Here is a 19,267-nt window from a genome sequence, read left to right as displayed (position 1 = left end):
CGCTTTTATATGGAGCCGCTGAAAATATCAGTCCAATTCCCGGGCTTCATTACGGGCGACCTGGAAGTTAACGGCATCACCGTACTTATGGGACAACCCATGTCCGGGAAGACGACACTCCTCAGGCTGGTCTACGACGTGCTGTACGCCTCGGAGCTGGGCGTCGTACCGGTGGAGGCCAGTGTTATCGCAAAAGAGTTCCTGGACGGCGAGATGAAAGTCTCAGTAGGTAAAAGGGGCGTAAGCGGGGTACTGACCTGCAGTACTTTTGAGGGTGACCCTTCGTGCGATTACAATAAGGAGAAGGTGGGGTATAAAGGGGTCTTTTTCCCTTCAGACATGGAGTATATCTTAAAGTACAACTACTCCCCTGTGTATTACGAGAGTTATTCCGAGTTCTTCACTGTGCTGAACAAACTGAGGGCTAAAGTGGAGGACAAGTATTACGCAGTGAAGTTACAAAAGGGGTTTATTAAATCGCGCCTCATAGCGAGGGACTTCCAACTATACGAAGAGGTAGGGGGCAAGCAGTTCAGGGCCGAATTAGCTTCTTCAAGTAGCCTCAAGCTTTCCTTCCTGGTGTCCCTCCTCGAGAAGGGGCTTTTGGGTGACCCTAAATCGACAGTCCTCCTGTTCGACGACGTACAGGAGGGCCTCCACGCTGAGTACATGTTGAGGCTCGCGTACTTGTTGGGGTTGATGGCTTCAAAGGGCTATAAAATACTGTTGACCACTCATAACGTGGGCTTCCTCTCACTCTTAGCGTGCCTCAGGGGCGTCGCTAAGACCTTAGGGTATAACGACGAATTCGGGCTGGCCCCCGCCCTTTATGTAGTGAAAGACAAGCACATAGAAGAGTACAGTGTCGCTAGTAGCGCGATACCGACGTACACCGAATATTCGTTGAGCGTTTATAAGAACTGCACGTAGGTGGTGACGATCCCGCCTTGTAACTGTATTTGGCCAATAATAATGTATGACAAGTCGGTGGTAGTCGCGCTCTGCAATAACGAGGCCTTGTTGTCCGATGTTAACGAGCTAAACAAGGTAAGGGATTACGTACCGGGACCTGTCAAAGAATATATTTATAAGTACAACTGCAGTGACGTCCAGTCTTGTACTGTCAACGAGAACGGGACCGATTGTACTATAAACTGTGGGGGTAAAGGTACCAAAGTGGAGTTCACGACTTGGGGCGTGATCGTCACGGACTTAGAATCTATGGACAAGCATATTAAAAAACTCGAAAAGGGGGTAGCCGATGTCCTTGTCGTGTACACCCCGGGCGAGGAACGCTTACTGTTCGATATAATAAGGGAGTACAACGACGTGGAAATAAAGGTAGGGGACGTGTTTTCCTTACGTAACCTTTGTTACTCTAGTTACGATAAGGCCGTCTTATTGATAAATATAGACCTCAAATACGCGAAAAGGATAAAGGCTAACGATAAGGACTACTACGTCTTCGTCCTCTAATGGATAGGGGTACTACTAAATGGGATAATTTTTATAGGCCCTTTTTTACCCACATTTCGTGCCTTTAAGTGTTCATACACACTCAGTTAATAGGGGCGACTGCGTGTGGGCAGAGGCCCGCTAAGTGGGGGACGAGGGATCCCCTGAAGCCCCTGATAAAGCGTAATACCGATCACCGCGGGCCCAAGGGGGCGACCCGTCACAGCCGCTAACGAAAAAGGGAGCATATTAAGGGGACTGCGGTCACTGCTTAGTGAGTATTTTCGCGAAGTTCGGTAAGTCCTTGACAGTTAGCTCCCCCACCTCGTCTTTGTTCTTCCTCAGGAATAAGGAGAGTTGCCTCAAGGCCGGGTACGGGTCCCCGTTAAAAAGTATTATGTCAGCCAGTCTGTCCAAGACCACCGCCCCGTCCTCGCTCCGGGACAGCTTGAGCACTATGTTTGTGAAGTAGGGGTAATCTGCCTTGATCTCTGCTACCTTTTTTAGCACCCCGCCGAGCCTGAGGGCCATGGGCTGTAAAGACCTCATGAAGTTCCCGGACCGCTCTAACCTCCAGACCAGCACCTGAGGTGAGTGCTCCCCGAAGGAAAAAAGCGTCTCGCCCACCGACAACACGTAAAGGACAACGGACTTTAACGTAAGCTCAGTGTATAAGCTTACGGACTTACCTTGTACGAACCTCTGGGCCAACAGGAGGTCAGCCCTGTCCATTTCCTCGTCAGGTATTATAGTCATCAAGGTCACGGAAGTCTTGTCCTTACCCGAATACCTCACCACCGCGGTACCGTAAATTAGCCCTATATTAGACAGCGCGAAACAGTGACCGCACACCGAATAGTCCTTAGCGGTCACCGAGTAGTCTGACTGTGAAAACTTCCCGTAGACGAACGACAAAGGGAGGTACAGTAAATATTCCTGCTTCCCTTTCCTCCCCTCCTTTAACTTGTCCTTGTGGTCTACAGTATAGACGTCTGTGATGTCCCCCTCCATTTCGGTCAACGCGTCAGAGAGCTTACCTAACCATTTGGGGGTCACGCTGACGTTTACGTTAGAGTCCGTGACCTTCCCGAGTACAGACGAAGAGCTGAGGACCTCCGGGTGTTTAGAGTAAATCCTGAGCTCTTCCTCCAGTAGGGAAAGCGTACCGCTATCGGGGGTCTCGAAACTACCCATGAGCTTGAACCTCTCCCCCACCCTCTCCACCTTTCGGACGTCGTATAGCTTAACTATACCGTGCATAATTAAGGAGTCTGTGACTATACCGTGCCCGGGGGTATAGATCTCCGCCATCACCACACACCCGGCTCTGCGACCTTAGCCGCTTTTGTCACCCACGTCCCCTCATCCCTACTGTCAGCCCTGCTGGTGTTAGCCGCCACAGAGTCCACCAACACTAAGACGTGCAGTACCGCGCTCACCTTGTTCCTAAAGACCAAGCTGTCCTTCCCTGAACTCGCCCCGACTACCAGCGACTTAACCACGTCGTACACGTCGTCTGCTTTCAGTGAGCTGAGGATCCCCTCCATCTCGTCTATCTCTTTTTCCATCCCCACTTTGCCGTACGCCTCGTCGTCTTTGAGCGAAGCATAAGGCGTCAGCAGGCCTTTAAAGTCCTCCAGTACCGCCCGTACCGTGGACAGCGGTATTATCCTCTCACCGTACTGCCCTGCGTAGACACTGAGTATTATGCTCTCGTGGTGGAGGAGTACGGCGGTAGCGAAGACGTCGCCCGCCCCTCCCCCTACCATCTTGTACAACACGTACGCGCCGACCAACTCGTGCCTGAACTTACGCTTGTCGCGGGTATACGCTTTCAGGAGTTTACCCGCGTCGTGGGCCAGGAACGCCAACTTCAGGTAGTGTTCAGACCCCTTCCCCGCCACCCGGTCCAACGTCTTGACGTAGTACCCCTTTATCCTTTCCCAGACGTCCAGCATATAGCGTATGTGGGTGAGGTAACTCTCCTTACACTCCCCGCCCTCAAAATACGCACAGGGCTTCGTCATTTCTTCCCCCTCCCTTTCTTCCGGCTCCGCTTTTCGCTCCGCCCTTTTTGTCCCCCCACCGCCCCTATTAACCCTTTAAACCCCTCGTCCGGGGAATACGTCTGTCCGTCTACCACTATTATCAACTCGTGGGTTATCCCCTTCACCTTCTTGAGGAAGTCTTTGCTGTATACTGCACCGTTATATACGTCGCCCTTTTCTATGAACGACTCCAACCTCTTCCTATTATAGTCGTCAATGTACGAAATGGGGTATTTGACCGAAGCGTTGGCCATTATGCGGCTGACCTCTTCGACGGCGTCGGCTTTACCCCCCTCGTGGAGGTCCCTTATTTTTTCGTACTCCGCCGCGCTGAGTAAGTACAGCGTCACGTAGTACGAGGGCTTTAGGTAAGGGGTATCTTCAGGGGGGTATGAGAAAAGCGTAAGCCCCTGCAAGTACTCCACCGTACTCAAGTAAAACGTGTCACCTAACTCCGACAGCTTCCCCACTATACTTTCGTCGTACACCTCGTCCACCAGTTTGCCTACGTCACTTGAACTTATAGTACTGACCGACTGCAGTACGTCCCTGCTCCTGTTGACCACGTCGTCGTCATAGGGTAGGCTGTTTTCCACCTCATATACTTCAGCGTCTATCACGTCCTTCCTCACCCTCCCGAACCTCTGTATTAGGCTGTCTATCGGCGCCAGCTCCGTTATGACCCTCTTGAAGTCGTAGTCGATCCCCACTTCTGCGGCCTGCGTGGCTATGAGGGCCTTACCCTCCTCCAGTCCCCTTAACGCCCTCTCCTTATCGTCTTTCCTCATCAACGAGTGTAATAACACCGCGCCTTTGCACCTCTCCTTCATCTTTATCGCCCTCTCGACCGTGTTTACAAATATCGCAGACCCCTCTCCGCACTCTGCCTCGGATATGGGCCTGTTTACGTAACTTACGCGGGCTTCCTTTTTCGCCCGCGGGAAAGGGAGGTCTATTACCTTCGCGCCGTACTTATCGCACTCCTCTTTAAACAGCCCCGCCGTTATACTCGGTAGCGTGGCCGAAGAGAAGACCACTAACCCGCCCGCCGCTACGATACTACATATCACTTTAGACATCACCCTGGGCCCCAAGAACACTTGGTCTTGTATCAGGTGGGCCTCGTCGAAGACGAGGTACGAGCCCGTGAGGAGGCCCGCAGGCATCGAGTACCTCCCGGTCTCATAGTCCCTCTCCCTCCACGTCACCACTCTCTTAGCCGTGAAACCGTAAAATGCGCTGTCCACTGTGGTGAGGGTTATGACGGCTGTGTACAGGTACGTCTTCTTTAGTGTGTCGCCGTAGTCGCTACCCACGGTAGGGCTCGGTGCCACCAATTGTGAGTACACCTTAGCCCTCTCTTCCATCTGTTTAAGTAACGCGTTTACCGGTTCCACCAAGTACATCCTCGGTGCGAACCACTGCCCCTCCACGAACTGGTAGAGGAACGGGGCGAAGAGGACTTCGGTCTTACCGAAACCCGTAGGGGCTCTCAACATGAACAATACGCCTTGGTTGGCGGCCGAGGCCTCCTCGTAGACCCTCCGTGCCAGCGCGAGCTGGTCGTTTAGCCTTTCCGAGTCGAGGGCCACCCGCTTGCCCTTGTGTCGGCCCCACGCGTTTATCATCTCCTCTATGAAGTCCCTCAAAACCCCTACCCCGGTGTCTCACGCCTCGGGCCCGCTACCTTCCAGTGCCCTGATCACCCTGAAGGCGTTGTCGTCGGGGACTATCGAGAGAGAAGTGAACACCCTGACGTACTTGGGGCCGTTTAAACAGTCTTTTTCAAACACTTCTAGGTATTGATCCCACTTACGGATCTGGGCTAAGACGTCCCTCAACCCCTCCCCTCCTCCCTCCTCTACCTTCTTATAGACCTTCAGGACTACCCTTGACAGGTTGGTCAGGAGCTCGAGGACTTTTTTAGGGTCGTCTGCGGCCCTGTTGAGTTCGTCTATTATGTCGTAACTCCTGTCGTAGTTCACTACTACCCTGGCCACCTTGGCGAGTTCGGAGGCCGCCTTTTCACACCTTTCCTCGTCCATAAAATTCTCTCTGGCCAACATATTTATTAACTTTTGGTCGGCTTATAGAGGGGATAACGGCCCTGGCCCGGGGCACGAGCACGCCCGACGTATGCCCCCGTGCCTAACCGGGTAGGGGCACCCCGCGTAGCCGTCGTTGACTCTTAGGGGCCCTTTAGGCCGGTACCAGCTAGTTGACCGGGTGGGGGACCCCACACCACAGTAAAGACTTATACCCGGTCTTGACCCAGACCTATCCTTGTGCCCCTAACACCTTTTCTACTATATTTAATAAAGATCCTCCCGGTCTTGTCGTGGGTCGGAGGGACGGGGGCTACGAGAAGGAATACCTTTCACTACTTTAAATTCTAAGGGTTAACATAACAGACACCACACATATTCCGCGCACTGTACAGTTACTTTCAATTCCGGGAAGGATTAACATATATACAAATATAAAAATAGTACAATATAACGCAATGTGTCTTTCAATTCCATGAGGGATTAACAAACGAACCTAAGTCCTCTCTACCCATACCGTTTATGACACTTTCAATTCCATGAGGGATTAACGCAAAACAGTACAGAGTACATAACTTAGTATTTAAGATATCAACTTTCAATTCCATGAGGGATTAACGTAGACATTATAGTGTTCACTAACAGTTGGGATTTACTTGTCTTTCAATTCCATGAGGGATTAACGCTGGTGTTATAGATTATTATTTCGGCAAGAACAGTAAACTTTCAATTCCATGAGGGATTAACTTATTTCTATGGTTCCCGCGTTCCACGTCCTTGTTATCATGCTTTCAATTCCATGAGGGATTAACAGAGAAGGCTAAGTGGCTATATGAACACGCTTATATGAATGTCCTTTCAATTCCATGAGGGATTAACTCCTCTTCCCCGCCATTCAGCTCACCTTTGAGGAGTTTGACTTTCAATTCCATGAGGGATTAACATACCAGAGTGGTTATATACACCTAGAGAGAGCTGGGATGACTTTCAATTCCATGAGGGATTAACTTAGCGATATACTTATTAAATTTATTACTCACCCACATAACTTTCAATTCCATGAGGGATTAACATAAACTTCATCACTGAAATTTCCAGTTTGTGCAAAGATATCTTTCAATTCCATGAGGGATTAACTATTCAATAGTATTGAGATCTTTAATCATACTATTACTAGCTTTCAATTCCATGAGGGATTAACACGGGGACAAATAAGAGAAGATACAAATTTGTGTTTGAGTATCTTTCAATTCCATGAGGGATTAACGCGAATTGGTAATGGGTACGCCGAGGTCGATGCTTTATAGCAACTTTCAATTCCATGAGGGATTAACTACAGGCTTGCTACGAGAGAAGTCCAACGCATCAAGGACTACTTTCAATTCCATGAGGGATTAACATTATTTCAATGTCTTGTTTAATCCTCTCTTTGTCTTTCCAACTTTCAATTCCATGAGGGATTAACGCTGCAATGGGCGGTGCTATAGCTGGTCTAGCATTTTTCTTTCAATTCCATGAGGGATTAACGTGAGATTATCTGACTTGTAACGTTCAGTTTTCTAATATTCTTTCAATTCCATGAGGGATTAACCCTATTACTTTATGCATTAACATACATATATTTAGCTCAAGTCTTTCAATTCCATGAGGGATTAACCCTATTACTTTATGCATTAACATACATATATTTAGCTCAAGTCTTTCAATTCCATGAGGGATTAACTTCGCATAAGCTTTAACTTCAGCTACATAAAACGAGTACACCTTTCAATTCCATGAGGGATTAACGTAACACTTAGTGATAGCGGGGTAATCAAGGTAGGGAAGACTTTCAATTCCATGAGGGATTAACGTGAAACTCAGGACAATTTTAGGAAAACCGCGGGAGGAGCTTTCAATTCCATGAGGGATTAACCCCTCCTGTGTAACACACCCACCTTTACGAAAAGAGCTTTCAATTCCATGAGGGATTAACTCGCTTTTGCTAGTTCCGATTTTTCTTTCGAAATGTAGCCTCTTTCAATTCCATGAGGGATTAACTTACCCAGATATTTAGGGTCTCTGACTACCAAACTTTCCTTTCAATTCCATGAGGGATTAACTTTGGCATATGCGAAAAAGGGCATGGTTTATGTCTCAAGACTTTCAATTCCATGAGGGATTAACTCGTATACAATTCTACTCTGCAAAACTCGTACATGTACTTTCAATTCCATGAGGGATTAACTCGTTTAAAGAGTATCTTGCTAGGGTGGGCGGAAAATGCTTTCAATTCCATGAGGGATTAACTCTTCGAGTACGACAGTATCATGAACAGCACAAATACTATCTTTCAATTCCATGAGGGATTAACATAGCTTAACCTCTTTCATTTCATCTCACCTCATAGTTCCCTCTTTCAATTCCATGAGGGATTAACGCATACTACAAGTTCATGAGGGGCGAGGCACCGGCGGACGAGCTTTCAATTCCATGAGGGATTAACTGGAAGAACTGGTCTTACTACCTAAAGCGTGTTATAGGGAAGCTTTCAATTCCATGAGGGATTAACACGTATTTTTGAGAACGTTTTATTTAACGCTTTATCTGACTTTCAATTCCATGAGGGATTAACTTAACGGTTACATCTCTACTTCGCCCTCTTTCAATGAGTTCCTTTCAATTCCATGAGGGATTAACACGAGATAAGGACTGATAACTTAGTCAACGCAATCGGTCATAGCTTTCAATTCCATGAGGGATTAACTTCTGGGTACTTCCCTCCTATCCAGGATGCATTATACAACTTTCAATTCCATGAGGGATTAACACAAATCTCCCAAAAGATTTGTACGTAAAGATAAGGGAAAAAGCTTTCAATTCCATGAGGGATTAACTTAAGTATGAGTATGCCCGGGTTTGGAGAAAAGACTCTTCTGCTTTCAATTCCATGAGGGATTAACATGTCAGTCATTTCTTAACCCCATCTTCTCACAAATTTCCCTTTCAATTCCATGAGGGATTAACTAGAACAGCATAAATTACCAAAGGAAATTCGGGCATCGGACTTTCAATTCCATGAGGGATTAACCTTCAAGATGACGAGATTGTAGCAGAGATATCGGCAGTTACTTTCAATTCCATGAGGGATTAACATATCATGAGTCAGGGTGATGTTGATATGATCATCGGTATCTTTCAATTCCATGAGGGATTAACGAAAGTTCCAGGCTATTGGCATTATGTAGGGGTATTTCCTATTTCTTTCAATTCCATGAGGGATTAACAAGAGCTTAAAGCGGTCTTAAATCTAATTCCACAGTCATCTAAAGCTTTCAATTCCATGAGGGATTAACACAATAAACTCCATTGTCTAAAACAGAAGAGCTGTACTTTCAATTCCATGAGGGATTAACGGAGAATGGATGATTGTGTTATTCCTTATTATTACTATTGTGACTTTCAATTCCATGAGGGATTAACGTGGCGTTATAGTAGTTAGACGGCCTAGCAAAAACCTGGTACTTTCAATTCCATGAGGGATTAACTGGGCGTGGATAGTAGCACTAATTATCTACATCGTAGCAAAACTTTCAATTCCATGAGGGATTAACCTGAGTGCTAGGACTAGTTCATAGATATCGGATAAGGTGCTTTCAATTCCATGAGGGATTAACTTTACTACGACTACGGTACACTCCTTTTACTCTTCGAGAACTTTCAATTCCATGAGGGATTAACGGATAATAGAAATAACCTCTAAAGTCACCAGTATAGAATTACTTTCAATTCCATGAGGGATTAACAGGTAGGGACTCCGTTAGCGTACATACTTGACCCAATGTACTTTCAATTCCATGAGGGATTAACATTGTGGAACATTATGAACAGTTTATGGCAGACAAATCTTTCAATTCCATGAGGGATTAACAAGAGTACGCGTTTTTAATTTTTGTATTTCTTTTAATTTATTCCTTTCAATTCCATGAGGGATTAACTAGCGAGGACAATAAACAAACACTCAAAGAGATAATCTTTACTTTCAATTCCATGAGGGATTAACTCAGAGGCTTCGAATACACTGCTGATGTAGTCTATCATGCTTTCAATTCCATGAGGGATTAACGTCAAAGAGGTGACTGCAATGCCGGTCAGGTACACTTGTCTTTCAATTCCATGAGGGATTAACGAGAAATAATAAAAATCAGCCTATACTTACATTTAAACCAGTCTTTCAATTCCATGAGGGATTAACCAACGTCCTAATGGAAATCATCGGTTGTCAAGGCAAGTGCTTTCAATTCCATGAGGGATTAACCATCCACAGGAAAGTGTTAATTCCAGCAGAACATGTATTACCTTTCAATTCCATGAGGGATTAACTTATATTCCAGTAATTAGCTGGGCAGAAGTAGCTCCTTACTTTCAATTCCATGAGGGATTAACGGCTCTGTTACGGCCTTCTTTTACGGCTACAGTATCGCTGTAGCTTTCAATTCCATGAGGGATTAACTTGACCAAACTCAGCTTTTTCATCTCTCTCACCATATACTTTCAATTCCATGAGGGATTAACAAGGCTAAGAACGTGAAGAAAAAGGAGAGGTATATCGATAAACTTTCAATTCCATGAGGGATTAACTTCAAGTCCCGGCCCGAGCCCTTCTTTATGTTCAATTGAACTTTCAATTCCATGAGGGATTAACTTTCTCCTAATTCTCTTGCTAAAAGTTAGGAAAACTAAAAGACTTTCAATTCCATGAGGGATTAACTAGGGGGAGTGTTGAAACAAGAGGTTACACAGAACTTTCTTTCAATTCCATGAGGGATTAACACTATAGGATCCCGCTCATAATCTTCGACGACGCAGGGATTCTTTCAATTCCATGAGGGATTAACCTGGGCAACGTATTTCTAAGACGCTTTGCACTATCTCCTTTCAATTCCATGAGGGATTAACAGACCCTTTTGTACCTTTGTCAATAAATCGTAAGTGTGGGCTTTCAATTCCATGAGGGATTAACTAGAATACTGTAAGGAGTATGGGTATTATGACACTGAGAATACTTTCAATTCCATGAGGGATTAACTTCAGACCTTACTCCTCTTTCTTAAACATCTCTATATGCTTCTTTCAATTCCATGAGGGATTAACTGAATGTTTTTATACTATTTCTATCCTTAATTTCGTTCTTCTCTTATATAAGCTTTGCTATACTTGACAGTTTTATCATTACTGAATTTTAATCACTCCCAAGAAATTTCGGGAGTTTGATAAAGAGATTTACGTCTTACGTACTCCACCTAAAGAACTTTATTGCTCACTGACAAATTGAAAGTAATTCCCGCTGAAAACCGGGAATTATGAGGGCGAAATACTTATTACCACACAGAAGAAATACGAAAAATAGACTAAACTTGGGTCAGGCTGAGTTCCGCCCTACAGAAGACGACGCTAGACGAGGCCCAAGGCTCAACACAAAGGCTGACTTGATAGAGAGTAAGGACGAGCCTTCAGGCAGAGTAACCCTCAGGGGGCTTCACCTACCTTGAAAGGGCCCAGAAAAAGGCAGGTGTTGTAGACCGGGTAACTCCCTGGATAGTCATAGGAAAACGCGTGGACGAACACGGCGGTAAACGACGTAGCCTTTTGGGGAAGCTATTAGGTGTAAGGGGGAGTGCAAAAAACTTTAAGCCTGAGGTTTTAGTACCGTAAACGTCGCGCGGTTTCAGTTAGTGGATTGCCTTCAATTCCTATTTGTGCCCTCTTCGTCACTGCAAATAACACTACTCCAGTTAGGGGAGTGCACTACGGCTTATATAGAGCCCACGGGACAAGTAACACCGTCACCGTTAGGGGGCGCCTCTAGATTATTAAGAATGGTTTGTGACACGAGCATTAGAATACCGTACCCGTTAGGGGAGCACCGGAGGAAGTAAAGGCTGTATACGAGAACGCCTCCACTAATACCGTTCTTGTTAGGGGAATGCTAAAAATTTTAAAGCCTGAGGTCCTAAAGACGCTAGGGGGCCCTAATGAGCCCAAGTCATGCGGCTTGACCGTGTCGCACACCCCTCACGAGGGGCCCCCGACCGTGGGGCCACATAACTCACGTTACACCCCCACCCGACTGCGAAAGGGGCCTATCACCCCTAAACGCCTTCGGTACTCGCGTGTGTGCTGCCACGGTGAGAGAAGGCCAGCACGAGGACTGCCGGAACCCCCGAACCGGGTGGAGTAGACCCGGCTTTTTCAGCGTAACGCCCGTTTAAAGTCCGAGACACGCCCTTTGTCGGTGCGGTACTCGTAGTCGGTCTTGAGTAGCCCCTACCTGAGGCTTGGTGCCGTGACTATTAAGTTAGTAGGAGTAGGGGGAACTCGTGAGGCTTTTACCTAAACCCCGGTAAGCGGGGCCCGTCCTACCGGCACGTTTGCTCCGTCGTGGCCAAGCTCTTCGTACCCCCGACCTCGGACTACGTAACTGCGTCCGCGGTATTTGAGCGGTGTCGGCGTAAGGGCCTATCAGGGCTGCCGTTAAACAAGGGGTTTCCCCCATCGGGCACCCGTGTAGGCGTTTACGCACTAGTCCTCCCGGCCCACGACTGTCGTGATACACAGCTGCGCGTCGGGGCTGTGGCCCCTACTTCTCCCCCCCACCCGGCGCCTTAGGGGGCGGGGTAGCTACGAGACGCCCCAAAGGTACCCCCGTCTTACTGAAAACCTCGGCACCGGTCATGGTAGGCTGTCACTCCACGGGGCCGTGTCAGCCAAACGGGAATCAGATGCGGCGCCCGTTAAGGCCCGCAAAAGATAATAATGTGTGCCCTAGATAGGATTACGGGATGGGGGACGGGGCCTACCTCATTTTCGACCTGCCGTTGAGGGGGTTTTACAACTGGTCCAGGAAGAGGTTAGAGTACCTCGGCTTTAGGCCCGTTATGGCCCCGTATAGGTACGACCACCACATAATGGCTTACGCCTTAATGGTCAACGGGGTAGTAATCACCACGGACAAAGACTTCTTGAAGTTCAGCCGGGCGGTGGTGTTGAAAGTAGACAAGTACGAAAAGATGTACGTGAGGATGCTAAAAGGGGTACGCCAAGTCCTCGACAACGGGTAGGCCAACGGCTGGAAGGTAGGGGTAGGCGTTGGGCACAGACGTGCAAGGCTTTTTCAGCCCGTCACAGCGTAGCGGTACGCACACGTCGTCGCCCTGAAGCCGCCGCTCCGTGTAAACGGCGCCCCACACGCGGTTAGCGGTCAACCGCTCGTATTAACGCCTCGGGGTAAGGGGTCTGACGCCTACGCCGGTTTGAAGGTGGCACCGGCGGGGGTGTCACCCCAAAACGTCGCTGTGCCGTATTGGCTCCACCCCTTTTAGAGGAACTTAGTACCGGACATCTTTACGAAAGTAGACACTCCATAGGAGCAGTACAGCCCAAGGTCCGTCGGAAGGGTTATGTGGTACCGTGTCGAAAATCCCCCCCCCCCCGGTCACGGTTACACCTCTCCGTCAAGACGTGTGTCGGTTTCGGCTTTTACTCTGACGCCCTCAATTTCCAGATCAAAGTCCAATATGGGGCGAAATGATAGAGAAAAGAAGAAAAGTTATTACTCAATTTCCAGATCAAAGTCCTAAGGAAATACACCTTGTCCGGCACTTCGACCCTCACACTTTCACCTTCATTCCTCTTTTTTTTTAATTATAAATTCATAGGCTTCTACCTCGTTATAAAATACCTTTTCACCCTCCCCTTCAACATCGACCTCGTAGTAATTATTTTAGCCCCCCCCCCCCATAGGCTAATAAATACCTAACAGCTTCTTCCTTATCCAGCCTTTTAGCTTATAAGCGCCCTCTCTTTCGGCGAGGTCCCTTTCCTCAAGTCCCCTAACCGGGACACCGGGCACACCCTCAGGTAGTGTATGGCCGGCGTTACCAAACCTGGTTAGCCATTCTAGGTATTTACTTTCAATTCCATTAAGGATTAACAAAAGGATGATGCATTTGTTTTAGTAATGCCAGAGAAAGTACTTTCAATTCCATTAAGGATTAACCAAGCATGGCTGCACTCCAGTACAGGCTCTTAAAGAGGCTTACTTTCAATTCCATTAAGGATTAACAAGAATGTATTAGCGGGTGTAACGCGCAACACCAGGGTGAGCTTTCAATTCCATTAAGGATTAACATCGTTCAATGACAAGCTCTGTAGCCCTGCAAGTCTACCCCTTTCAATTCCATTAAGGATTAACACAATATATGTACTCAAATAATGCCTGACTATTGAAACTACCTTTCAATTCCATTAAGGATTAACGAGGGAAGGGATACCATATTAGTAGAGAACGCATTTAGGAGTATCTTTCAATTCCATTAAGGATTAACAGACCAATGAAACCGTATTCTGGTACATCTAGAGATTTATGCTTTCAATTCCATTAAGGATTAACACAAGACATTTTCACTAATCTTTCGCAACTCTTTACAAACACTTTCAATTCCATTAAGGATTAACTCAAGCGGATATGTAAGTTACTTCTACTACACTGATATAGACTTTCAATTCCATTAAGGATTAACATAGATGGTGAATGTGTAGTGATAGAAAAAACAACACAAAACTTTCAATTCCATTAAGGATTAACGACATTAGTCGGGGGGGGGGGGACAGTAAATTTTAACTTTCAATTCCATTAAGGATTAACCTACGTAAAGAGGTTTTAGTAAACTACCCCGCCCTAAACTTTCAATTCCATTAAGGATTAACATGAATTGGAGTACTATAACTCCTACAATAAAGACTACGTACTTTCAATTCCATTAAGGATTAACAAGATCGTGGATACGTTGCTGAGGATCGAAGCCGACGGACTTTCAATTCCATTAAGGATTAACTCATGTCGTTCAGGTCCTCCAACAAACTTTCAGCTTTGTCCCTTTCAATTCCATTAAGGATTAACGGTACTAATCCAGAAAATCGAAGAAATTAAGAAAAAGCTTGCTTTCAATTCCATTAAGGATTAACATGAGGACTCCTGAGGAGAAACAGGTAATAGATAAATCAACTTTCAATTCCATTAAGGATTAACTCATGTCGTTCAGGTCCTCCAACAAACTTTCAGCTTTGTCCCTTTCAATTCCATTAAGGATTAACTTCAATGAAATACCAGATACCCTTCCTCTTGACCTCCTCCCACTTTCAATTCCATTAAGGATTAACCTTTTTTCTTATTATTTGAAGAAGTATGGACAGCAAAGTCCTTTCAATTCCATTAAGGATTAACTTCTTTTGCGGTGTAGTTAGGGCGTTAGGGGTGTGTACCTTTCAATTCCATTAAGGATTAACGCAAAGTCCTTAAAATCACTTTAATAATGAACAAAACATAAACTTTCAATTCCATTAAGGATTAACACGTATACTTCATCTACCGTATCGCCTTAGAGAGCGGTATTCTTTCAATTCCATTAAGGATTAACCTTCAGTTCATTCAATAGCTTCTTCTTCTGCTCTTCTAACTTTCAATTCCATTAAGGATTAACTCAAAAGATTTATATACTTAAACAAACACATGTTATATTCTTTCAATTCCATTAAGGATTAACTGATGACGGGATGGGGAGCCCACCAAGTCGTAAAGTCTGTACTTTCAATTCCATTAAGGATTAACTACGGATAAATTTATATACCCGTACGGATAACATATACTTCTTTCAATTCCATTAAGGATTAACGTAGGGGAGCCCAGCCACGTTCTGGAACTCGTCGATGTCTTTCAATTCCATTAAGGATTAACATGCTGAGGTCAGGGGTAGTATTGTCGCGGTGAGTTTTGCTTTCAATTCCATTAAGGATTAACCAATGACCCCGTGGTCACCTTACCAACGCCGGCTCGGGCACACCTTTCAATTCCATTAAGGATTAACAGTTTTTTATTTACAAAGTACTGAAAACCCCACGTATATCGCTTTCAATTCCATTAAGGATTAACAGGAGCTAGAAAGCAGTGAAAATATGGAAGAAGCAGTAAACCTTTCAATTCCATTAAGGATTAACTACAAGTTCCGTTTCAGTCCTAGTATATTTTTTCCTTATCTTTCAATTCCATTAAGGATTAACACACAGCTAGCATTACCGTCATATCGGCGAAGAACGCTAACCTTTCAATTCCATTAAGGATTAACAATAATCTAAAGCCCCCCTTACCCTGACCAATCTCATTTTTTCTTTCAATTCCATTAAGGATTAACTACGCTAAAAATTCAGCTTCTATCTTTTTTGCGGATATTTCTCTTTCAATTCCATTAAGGATTAACTTGAGGGTATAAAGATCCACGGTAAAATTGATGCTCTATGCTTTCAATTCCATTAAGGATTAACAAAGTTCCTGCAGCTGCTAAGAATATTGCTGAAGCTAGAGCTGCTTTCAATTCCATTAAGGATTAACGAGGAATACGATTTTGTAGGGGAATGGAAGAAGGCTAATGCTTTCAATTCCATTAAGGATTAACATATTTTGAGTCGCTTCAATATGACCTAAACGCGCGCACTGCCTTTCAATTCCATTAAGGATTAACAGAACCTGAACCCATCTGTGTTACTACTATATACCATGATGACTTTCAATTCCATTAAGGATTAACCTAGAAATTAATTGGTAAATTATCCTTAATGCCTCTAGGTAACTTTCAATTCCATTAAGGATTAACCAGAATTTGGAAAGTCTTTTTCTAGTTTTTGTTTCAACTTATCTTTCAATTCCATTAAGGATTAACTTTCGATTTGTTGCAGAATAACCAATTCAGTTACCAGATCCACTTTCAATTCCATTAAGGATTAACAAGCAAAAACACGCTAACGCTATGAAATAGCAAAAAGAGAGACTTTCAATTCCATTAAGGATTAACTGTTTTATATGGTAACCCGTTATGTGTGGAGGAGGCTGTACAGCTTTCAATTCCATTAAGGATTAACCTAGAAAGGTGACTAATGCCGTTGCACGTATAGACTTGGGTCCTTTCAATTCCATTAAGGATTAACTGTTAATGTATAAGAATGAATTGCGTAGACGGTGTACAAATCCTTTCAATTCCATTAAGGATTAACGTAGCATTGTACGCTAACAGCTGCAGTATTTCCTGCTTAAGCCTTTCAATTCCATTAAGGATTAACTCGGTTTGCCGATCTCTACTACAGAGAATGGAGAGGTAGTAATCTTTCAATTCCATTAAGGATTAACTTGGGAATATTCAAGTTTGCAGTTAGGAAGGGATCCGTATTAGCTTTCAATTCCATTAAGGATTAACCTTTCCCTCCAGTCAGCATCCCATATCATTATACAGCATCTTTCAATTCCATTAAGGATTAACAAATTTATGGGCATGGATTCAAAAAAATTCTGGACATCATACTTTCAATTCCATTAAGGATTAACATGGACTCAAAAGAAACCGCGTTTTTGATTTTCCTTTTCCTTTCTTTCAATTCCATTAAGGATTAACCTTACGGACAGTTGGGGAAGGGCCCTAAGGTCAACACGATACTTTCAATTCCATTAAGGATTAACATAATTTGTGTATATATGTAAAATGAATAGATTGTATCTATACCTTTCAATTCCATTAAGGATTAACTTCCTAAAGAGGCTGAGGAAGAAGCTAGGCATAGGGATAAACTTTCAATTCCATTAAGGATTAACCCACCATTCTTCTTCCGGTGACCAAAGAGCCCCAAATCCAGCTTTCAATTCCATTAAGGATTAACTCAAAATGAGGTGACTTGTATGAAAGGTATTGCGACGTATCTTTCAATTCCATTAAGGATTAACGCACTATTTGAACTACCTGGTTAACCTGTTAGCGTTCTTCTTTCAATTCCATTAAGGATTAACACATATTCGTCATAACTTAGGTATTTTAGCAGTATCTTTCTTTCAATTCCATTAAGGATTAACTAATCTTATTTTCAATATGTTCTGCAGGTCTTAACGGAATACCTTTCAATTCCATTAAGGATTAACTGAAGCGTTACCTTTCCGGAGTGTTATTCCTATTTATTATATCTTTCAATTCCATTAAGGATTAACTTCATAGAGTGATAATACAATATACTTCTTGTCAGGTGATCTTTCAATTCCATTAAGGATTAACGTGAATAATTTACTTTATGCTAACGTTTTAACAATAAAAATATCTTTCAATTCCATTAAGGATTAACAAATTAGAGTGTGCATATTGGCATGAATTCGACTCAGCTTACTTTCAATTCCATTAAGGATTAACATAGGAAACGGACAGTATTATTTGGAAGACCCCGAGGAAGAAACTTTCAATTCCATTAAGGATTAACGCTACTATTAGTCCAACTATAGCATATATTATATCTAAAATCTTTCAATTCCATTAAGGATTAACGTACAGGTTTTGATGAAACTCAAACAAATTCTACAATAATCTTTCAATTCCATTAAGGATTAACTAATCGTCTAGACCGTAAAATGTATATTGACTTAATTTTTCTTTCAATTCCATTAAGGATTAACTAGCTCCTCTTTGTTGTGTGCTTCTATTGCTCCAGTTGTCCTTTCAATTCCATTAAGGATTAACTGCAGTACTCTATGTCTTCCTCACTGACCTCTTTCCTGTCCACTTTCAATTCCATTAAGGATTAACACTAGTATTCGACCTATCAGATATACTCTATGATGCATTAACTTTCAATTCCATTAAGGATTAACATATATTTTTCCACAATTTTTTGACGACAAGAAAAACCTATTGACTTTCAATTCCATTAAGGATTAACTCCTCTTCTTCTTCTAATATTTCGGGTTTTTCTTCTTTTGCTTTCAATTCCATTAAGGATTAACTATTGAAGGGAATCTAACAACAGAATTAAACCTACTGGAAACTTTCAATTCCATTAAGGATTAACATGCGCAATAGATGAAGTAATCAGATATTCATATTAATAACTTTCAATTCCATTAAGGATTAACATGGAGTACCATTAATGATGTCCATAAACCAATACTTACTTCCTTTCAATTCCATTAAGGATTAACATAGTGAACGACATAATTGAAGGGATAAAGACTTTCATCTTTCAATTCCATTAAGGATTAACCTGGATCCAACTAAAGGCTTTGAGCCGAAGGGCAAAGAGACTTTCAATTCCATTAAGGATTAACAAATTCTATACTCTCTCTCGGGCTCCCCGCCCGCCCCTAACTCTTTCAATTCCATTAAGGATTAACGTGAGGTCGAAATCCACGCTTCAACGGGAGGTTCTTATGCCTTTCAATTCCATTAAGGATTAACGGTCTAAATTCCAGAAGAAGAAAGGGCCAAGACAGATGACATCTTTCAATTCCATTAAGGATTAACCTAGTGTCTAGAGCGGGCGTAAAATTTATCGAAGCAGAGATGCTTTCAATTCCATTAAGGATTAACTATGATATCTCATTCCACCCTGGGATATTGTAACTCTGAGACTTTCAATTCCATTAAGGATTAACAAGAGTGCAAATCACTGCAGCTAGAGTGTGATGTCAGGAACTTTCAATTCCATTAAGGATTAACGATAAACGTTCCTAAGGGCTACAGGATAAAAGGGAAAGACTTTCAATTCCATTAAGGATTAACTGTCTCTACTTCTTGTTCTTCTAACACGTGACATATAAACTTTCAATTCCATTAAGGATTAACGAGAGTTTTGTAAAGCAGTAAAAAGAGACAGAAA

Annotated in this window: 10 protein-coding genes and 2 CRISPR repeat arrays (1 of these 12 running past the window's edge); of the genes, 4 read left to right on the top strand and 6 right to left on the bottom strand. The window is 43.8% G+C overall.

Annotated elements, in window-relative coordinates; translation table 11 throughout:
* Positions 1 to 9 precede the first annotated feature (9 nt).
* Both KN1_RS05250 and KN1_RS05245 read left to right on the top strand, forming a co-directional pair.
* Entirely contained in the window at positions 10 to 930 is a 921-nt protein-coding gene (locus tag KN1_RS05250; protein ID WP_221289785.1) for an AAA family ATPase, read from the top strand.
* Between the two features lie 3 nt (positions 931 to 933).
* A complete protein-coding gene (locus tag KN1_RS05245; protein ID WP_221289784.1) occupies positions 934 to 1,476 on the top strand; it encodes a hypothetical protein in 543 nt (180 codons plus the stop codon).
* A 243-nt stretch (positions 1,477 to 1,719) separates the two neighbouring features.
* On the opposite strand, the gene KN1_RS05240 is transcribed toward KN1_RS05245, so the two are convergent.
* From KN1_RS05240 to KN1_RS05225, 4 genes are read right to left on the bottom strand one after another with little or no spacing between them, the layout of a single operon-like run.
* Positions 1,720 to 2,766, bottom strand: coding sequence for a hypothetical protein (locus tag KN1_RS05240; protein ID WP_221289782.1), 1,047 nt, complete (start codon positions 2,764 to 2,766; stop codon positions 1,720 to 1,722).
* On the bottom strand, positions 2,766 to 3,482 hold the full coding sequence (locus tag KN1_RS05235) for an HD domain-containing protein (protein WP_221289779.1): 717 nt from the start codon (positions 3,480 to 3,482) through the stop codon (positions 2,766 to 2,768). Before KN1_RS05235 ends, KN1_RS05240 begins: the two co-directional genes overlap by 1 nt.
* Positions 3,479 to 5,152, bottom strand: a complete 1,674-nt coding sequence (gene cas3 / locus KN1_RS05230; protein WP_221289777.1) for a CRISPR-associated helicase Cas3' — start codon at positions 5,150 to 5,152, stop codon at positions 3,479 to 3,481. Before cas3 ends, KN1_RS05235 begins: the two co-directional genes overlap by 4 nt.
* Positions 5,153 to 5,170: 18 nt before the next feature.
* A complete protein-coding gene (locus KN1_RS05225) occupies positions 5,171 to 5,569 on the bottom strand; it encodes a hypothetical protein (protein ID WP_221289774.1) in 399 nt (132 codons plus the stop codon).
* A 377-nt stretch (positions 5,570 to 5,946) separates the two neighbouring features.
* Positions 5,947 to 10,681: direct repeats of the CRISPR family, unit length 24 nt; unit sequence CTTTCAATTCCATGAGGGATTAAC.
* 209 nt (positions 10,682 to 10,890) lie between these two features.
* Between KN1_RS05225 and KN1_RS05220 the strand changes: the two genes are divergently transcribed.
* Complete coding sequence (locus tag KN1_RS05220) at positions 10,891 to 11,079, top strand: hypothetical protein (RefSeq protein WP_221289772.1); 189 nt, start codon at positions 10,891 to 10,893, stop codon at positions 11,077 to 11,079.
* A 1,290-nt stretch (positions 11,080 to 12,369) separates the two neighbouring features.
* Positions 12,370 to 12,648, top strand: a complete 279-nt coding sequence (locus KN1_RS05215; RefSeq protein ID WP_221289771.1) for a hypothetical protein — start codon at positions 12,370 to 12,372, stop codon at positions 12,646 to 12,648.
* Positions 12,649 to 13,066: 418 nt separating this feature from the next.
* Here KN1_RS05215 and KN1_RS14925 read toward each other — a convergent pair whose 3' ends face one another.
* Together KN1_RS14925 and KN1_RS15090 are read right to left on the bottom strand one after the other, a co-directional pair.
* Positions 13,067 to 13,201 (bottom strand): hypothetical protein, encoded by a 135-nt coding sequence (locus KN1_RS14925; RefSeq protein WP_258712569.1) that lies wholly within the window; start codon positions 13,199 to 13,201, stop codon positions 13,067 to 13,069.
* Positions 13,202 to 13,331: 130 nt separating this feature from the next.
* Positions 13,332 to 13,439: a hypothetical protein gene (locus tag KN1_RS15090; RefSeq protein ID WP_420857158.1), complete on the bottom strand. Its 108-nt coding sequence runs from the start codon at positions 13,437 to 13,439 to the stop codon at positions 13,332 to 13,334.
* A gap of 58 nt (positions 13,440 to 13,497) precedes the next feature.
* Positions 13,498 to 19,267: a CRISPR direct-repeat array (repeat unit 24 nt; unit sequence CTTTCAATTCCATTAAGGATTAAC); it runs 157 nt beyond the window's last position.

Source organism: Stygiolobus caldivivus (assembly GCF_019704315.1).
Lineage (GTDB): Archaea > Thermoproteota > Thermoprotei_A > Sulfolobales > Sulfolobaceae > Stygiolobus > Stygiolobus caldivivus.
This window is presented reverse-complemented; position numbering and strand designations above follow the sequence as displayed.

Bases quoted from the DNA above. Each gene is read 5' to 3' on its own strand.
- KN1_RS05215 (WP_221289771.1), top strand. From the start codon at position 12,370: ATGGGGGACGGGGCCTACCTCATTTTCGACCTGCCGTTGAGGGGGTTT.
- KN1_RS05250 (WP_221289785.1), top strand. From the start codon at position 10: ATGGAGCCGCTGAAAATATCAGTCCAATTCCCGGGCTTCATTACGGGC.
- KN1_RS05225 (WP_221289774.1), bottom strand. From the start codon at position 5,569: ATGTTGGCCAGAGAGAATTTTATGGACGAGGAAAGGTGTGAAAAGGCG.
- KN1_RS05235 (WP_221289779.1), bottom strand. From the start codon at position 3,482: ATGACGAAGCCCTGTGCGTATTTTGAGGGCGGGGAGTGTAAGGAGAGT.
- KN1_RS05220 (WP_221289772.1), top strand. From the start codon at position 10,891: ATGAGGGCGAAATACTTATTACCACACAGAAGAAATACGAAAAATAGA.
- KN1_RS05240 (WP_221289782.1), bottom strand. From the start codon at position 2,766: ATGGCGGAGATCTATACCCCCGGGCACGGTATAGTCACAGACTCCTTA.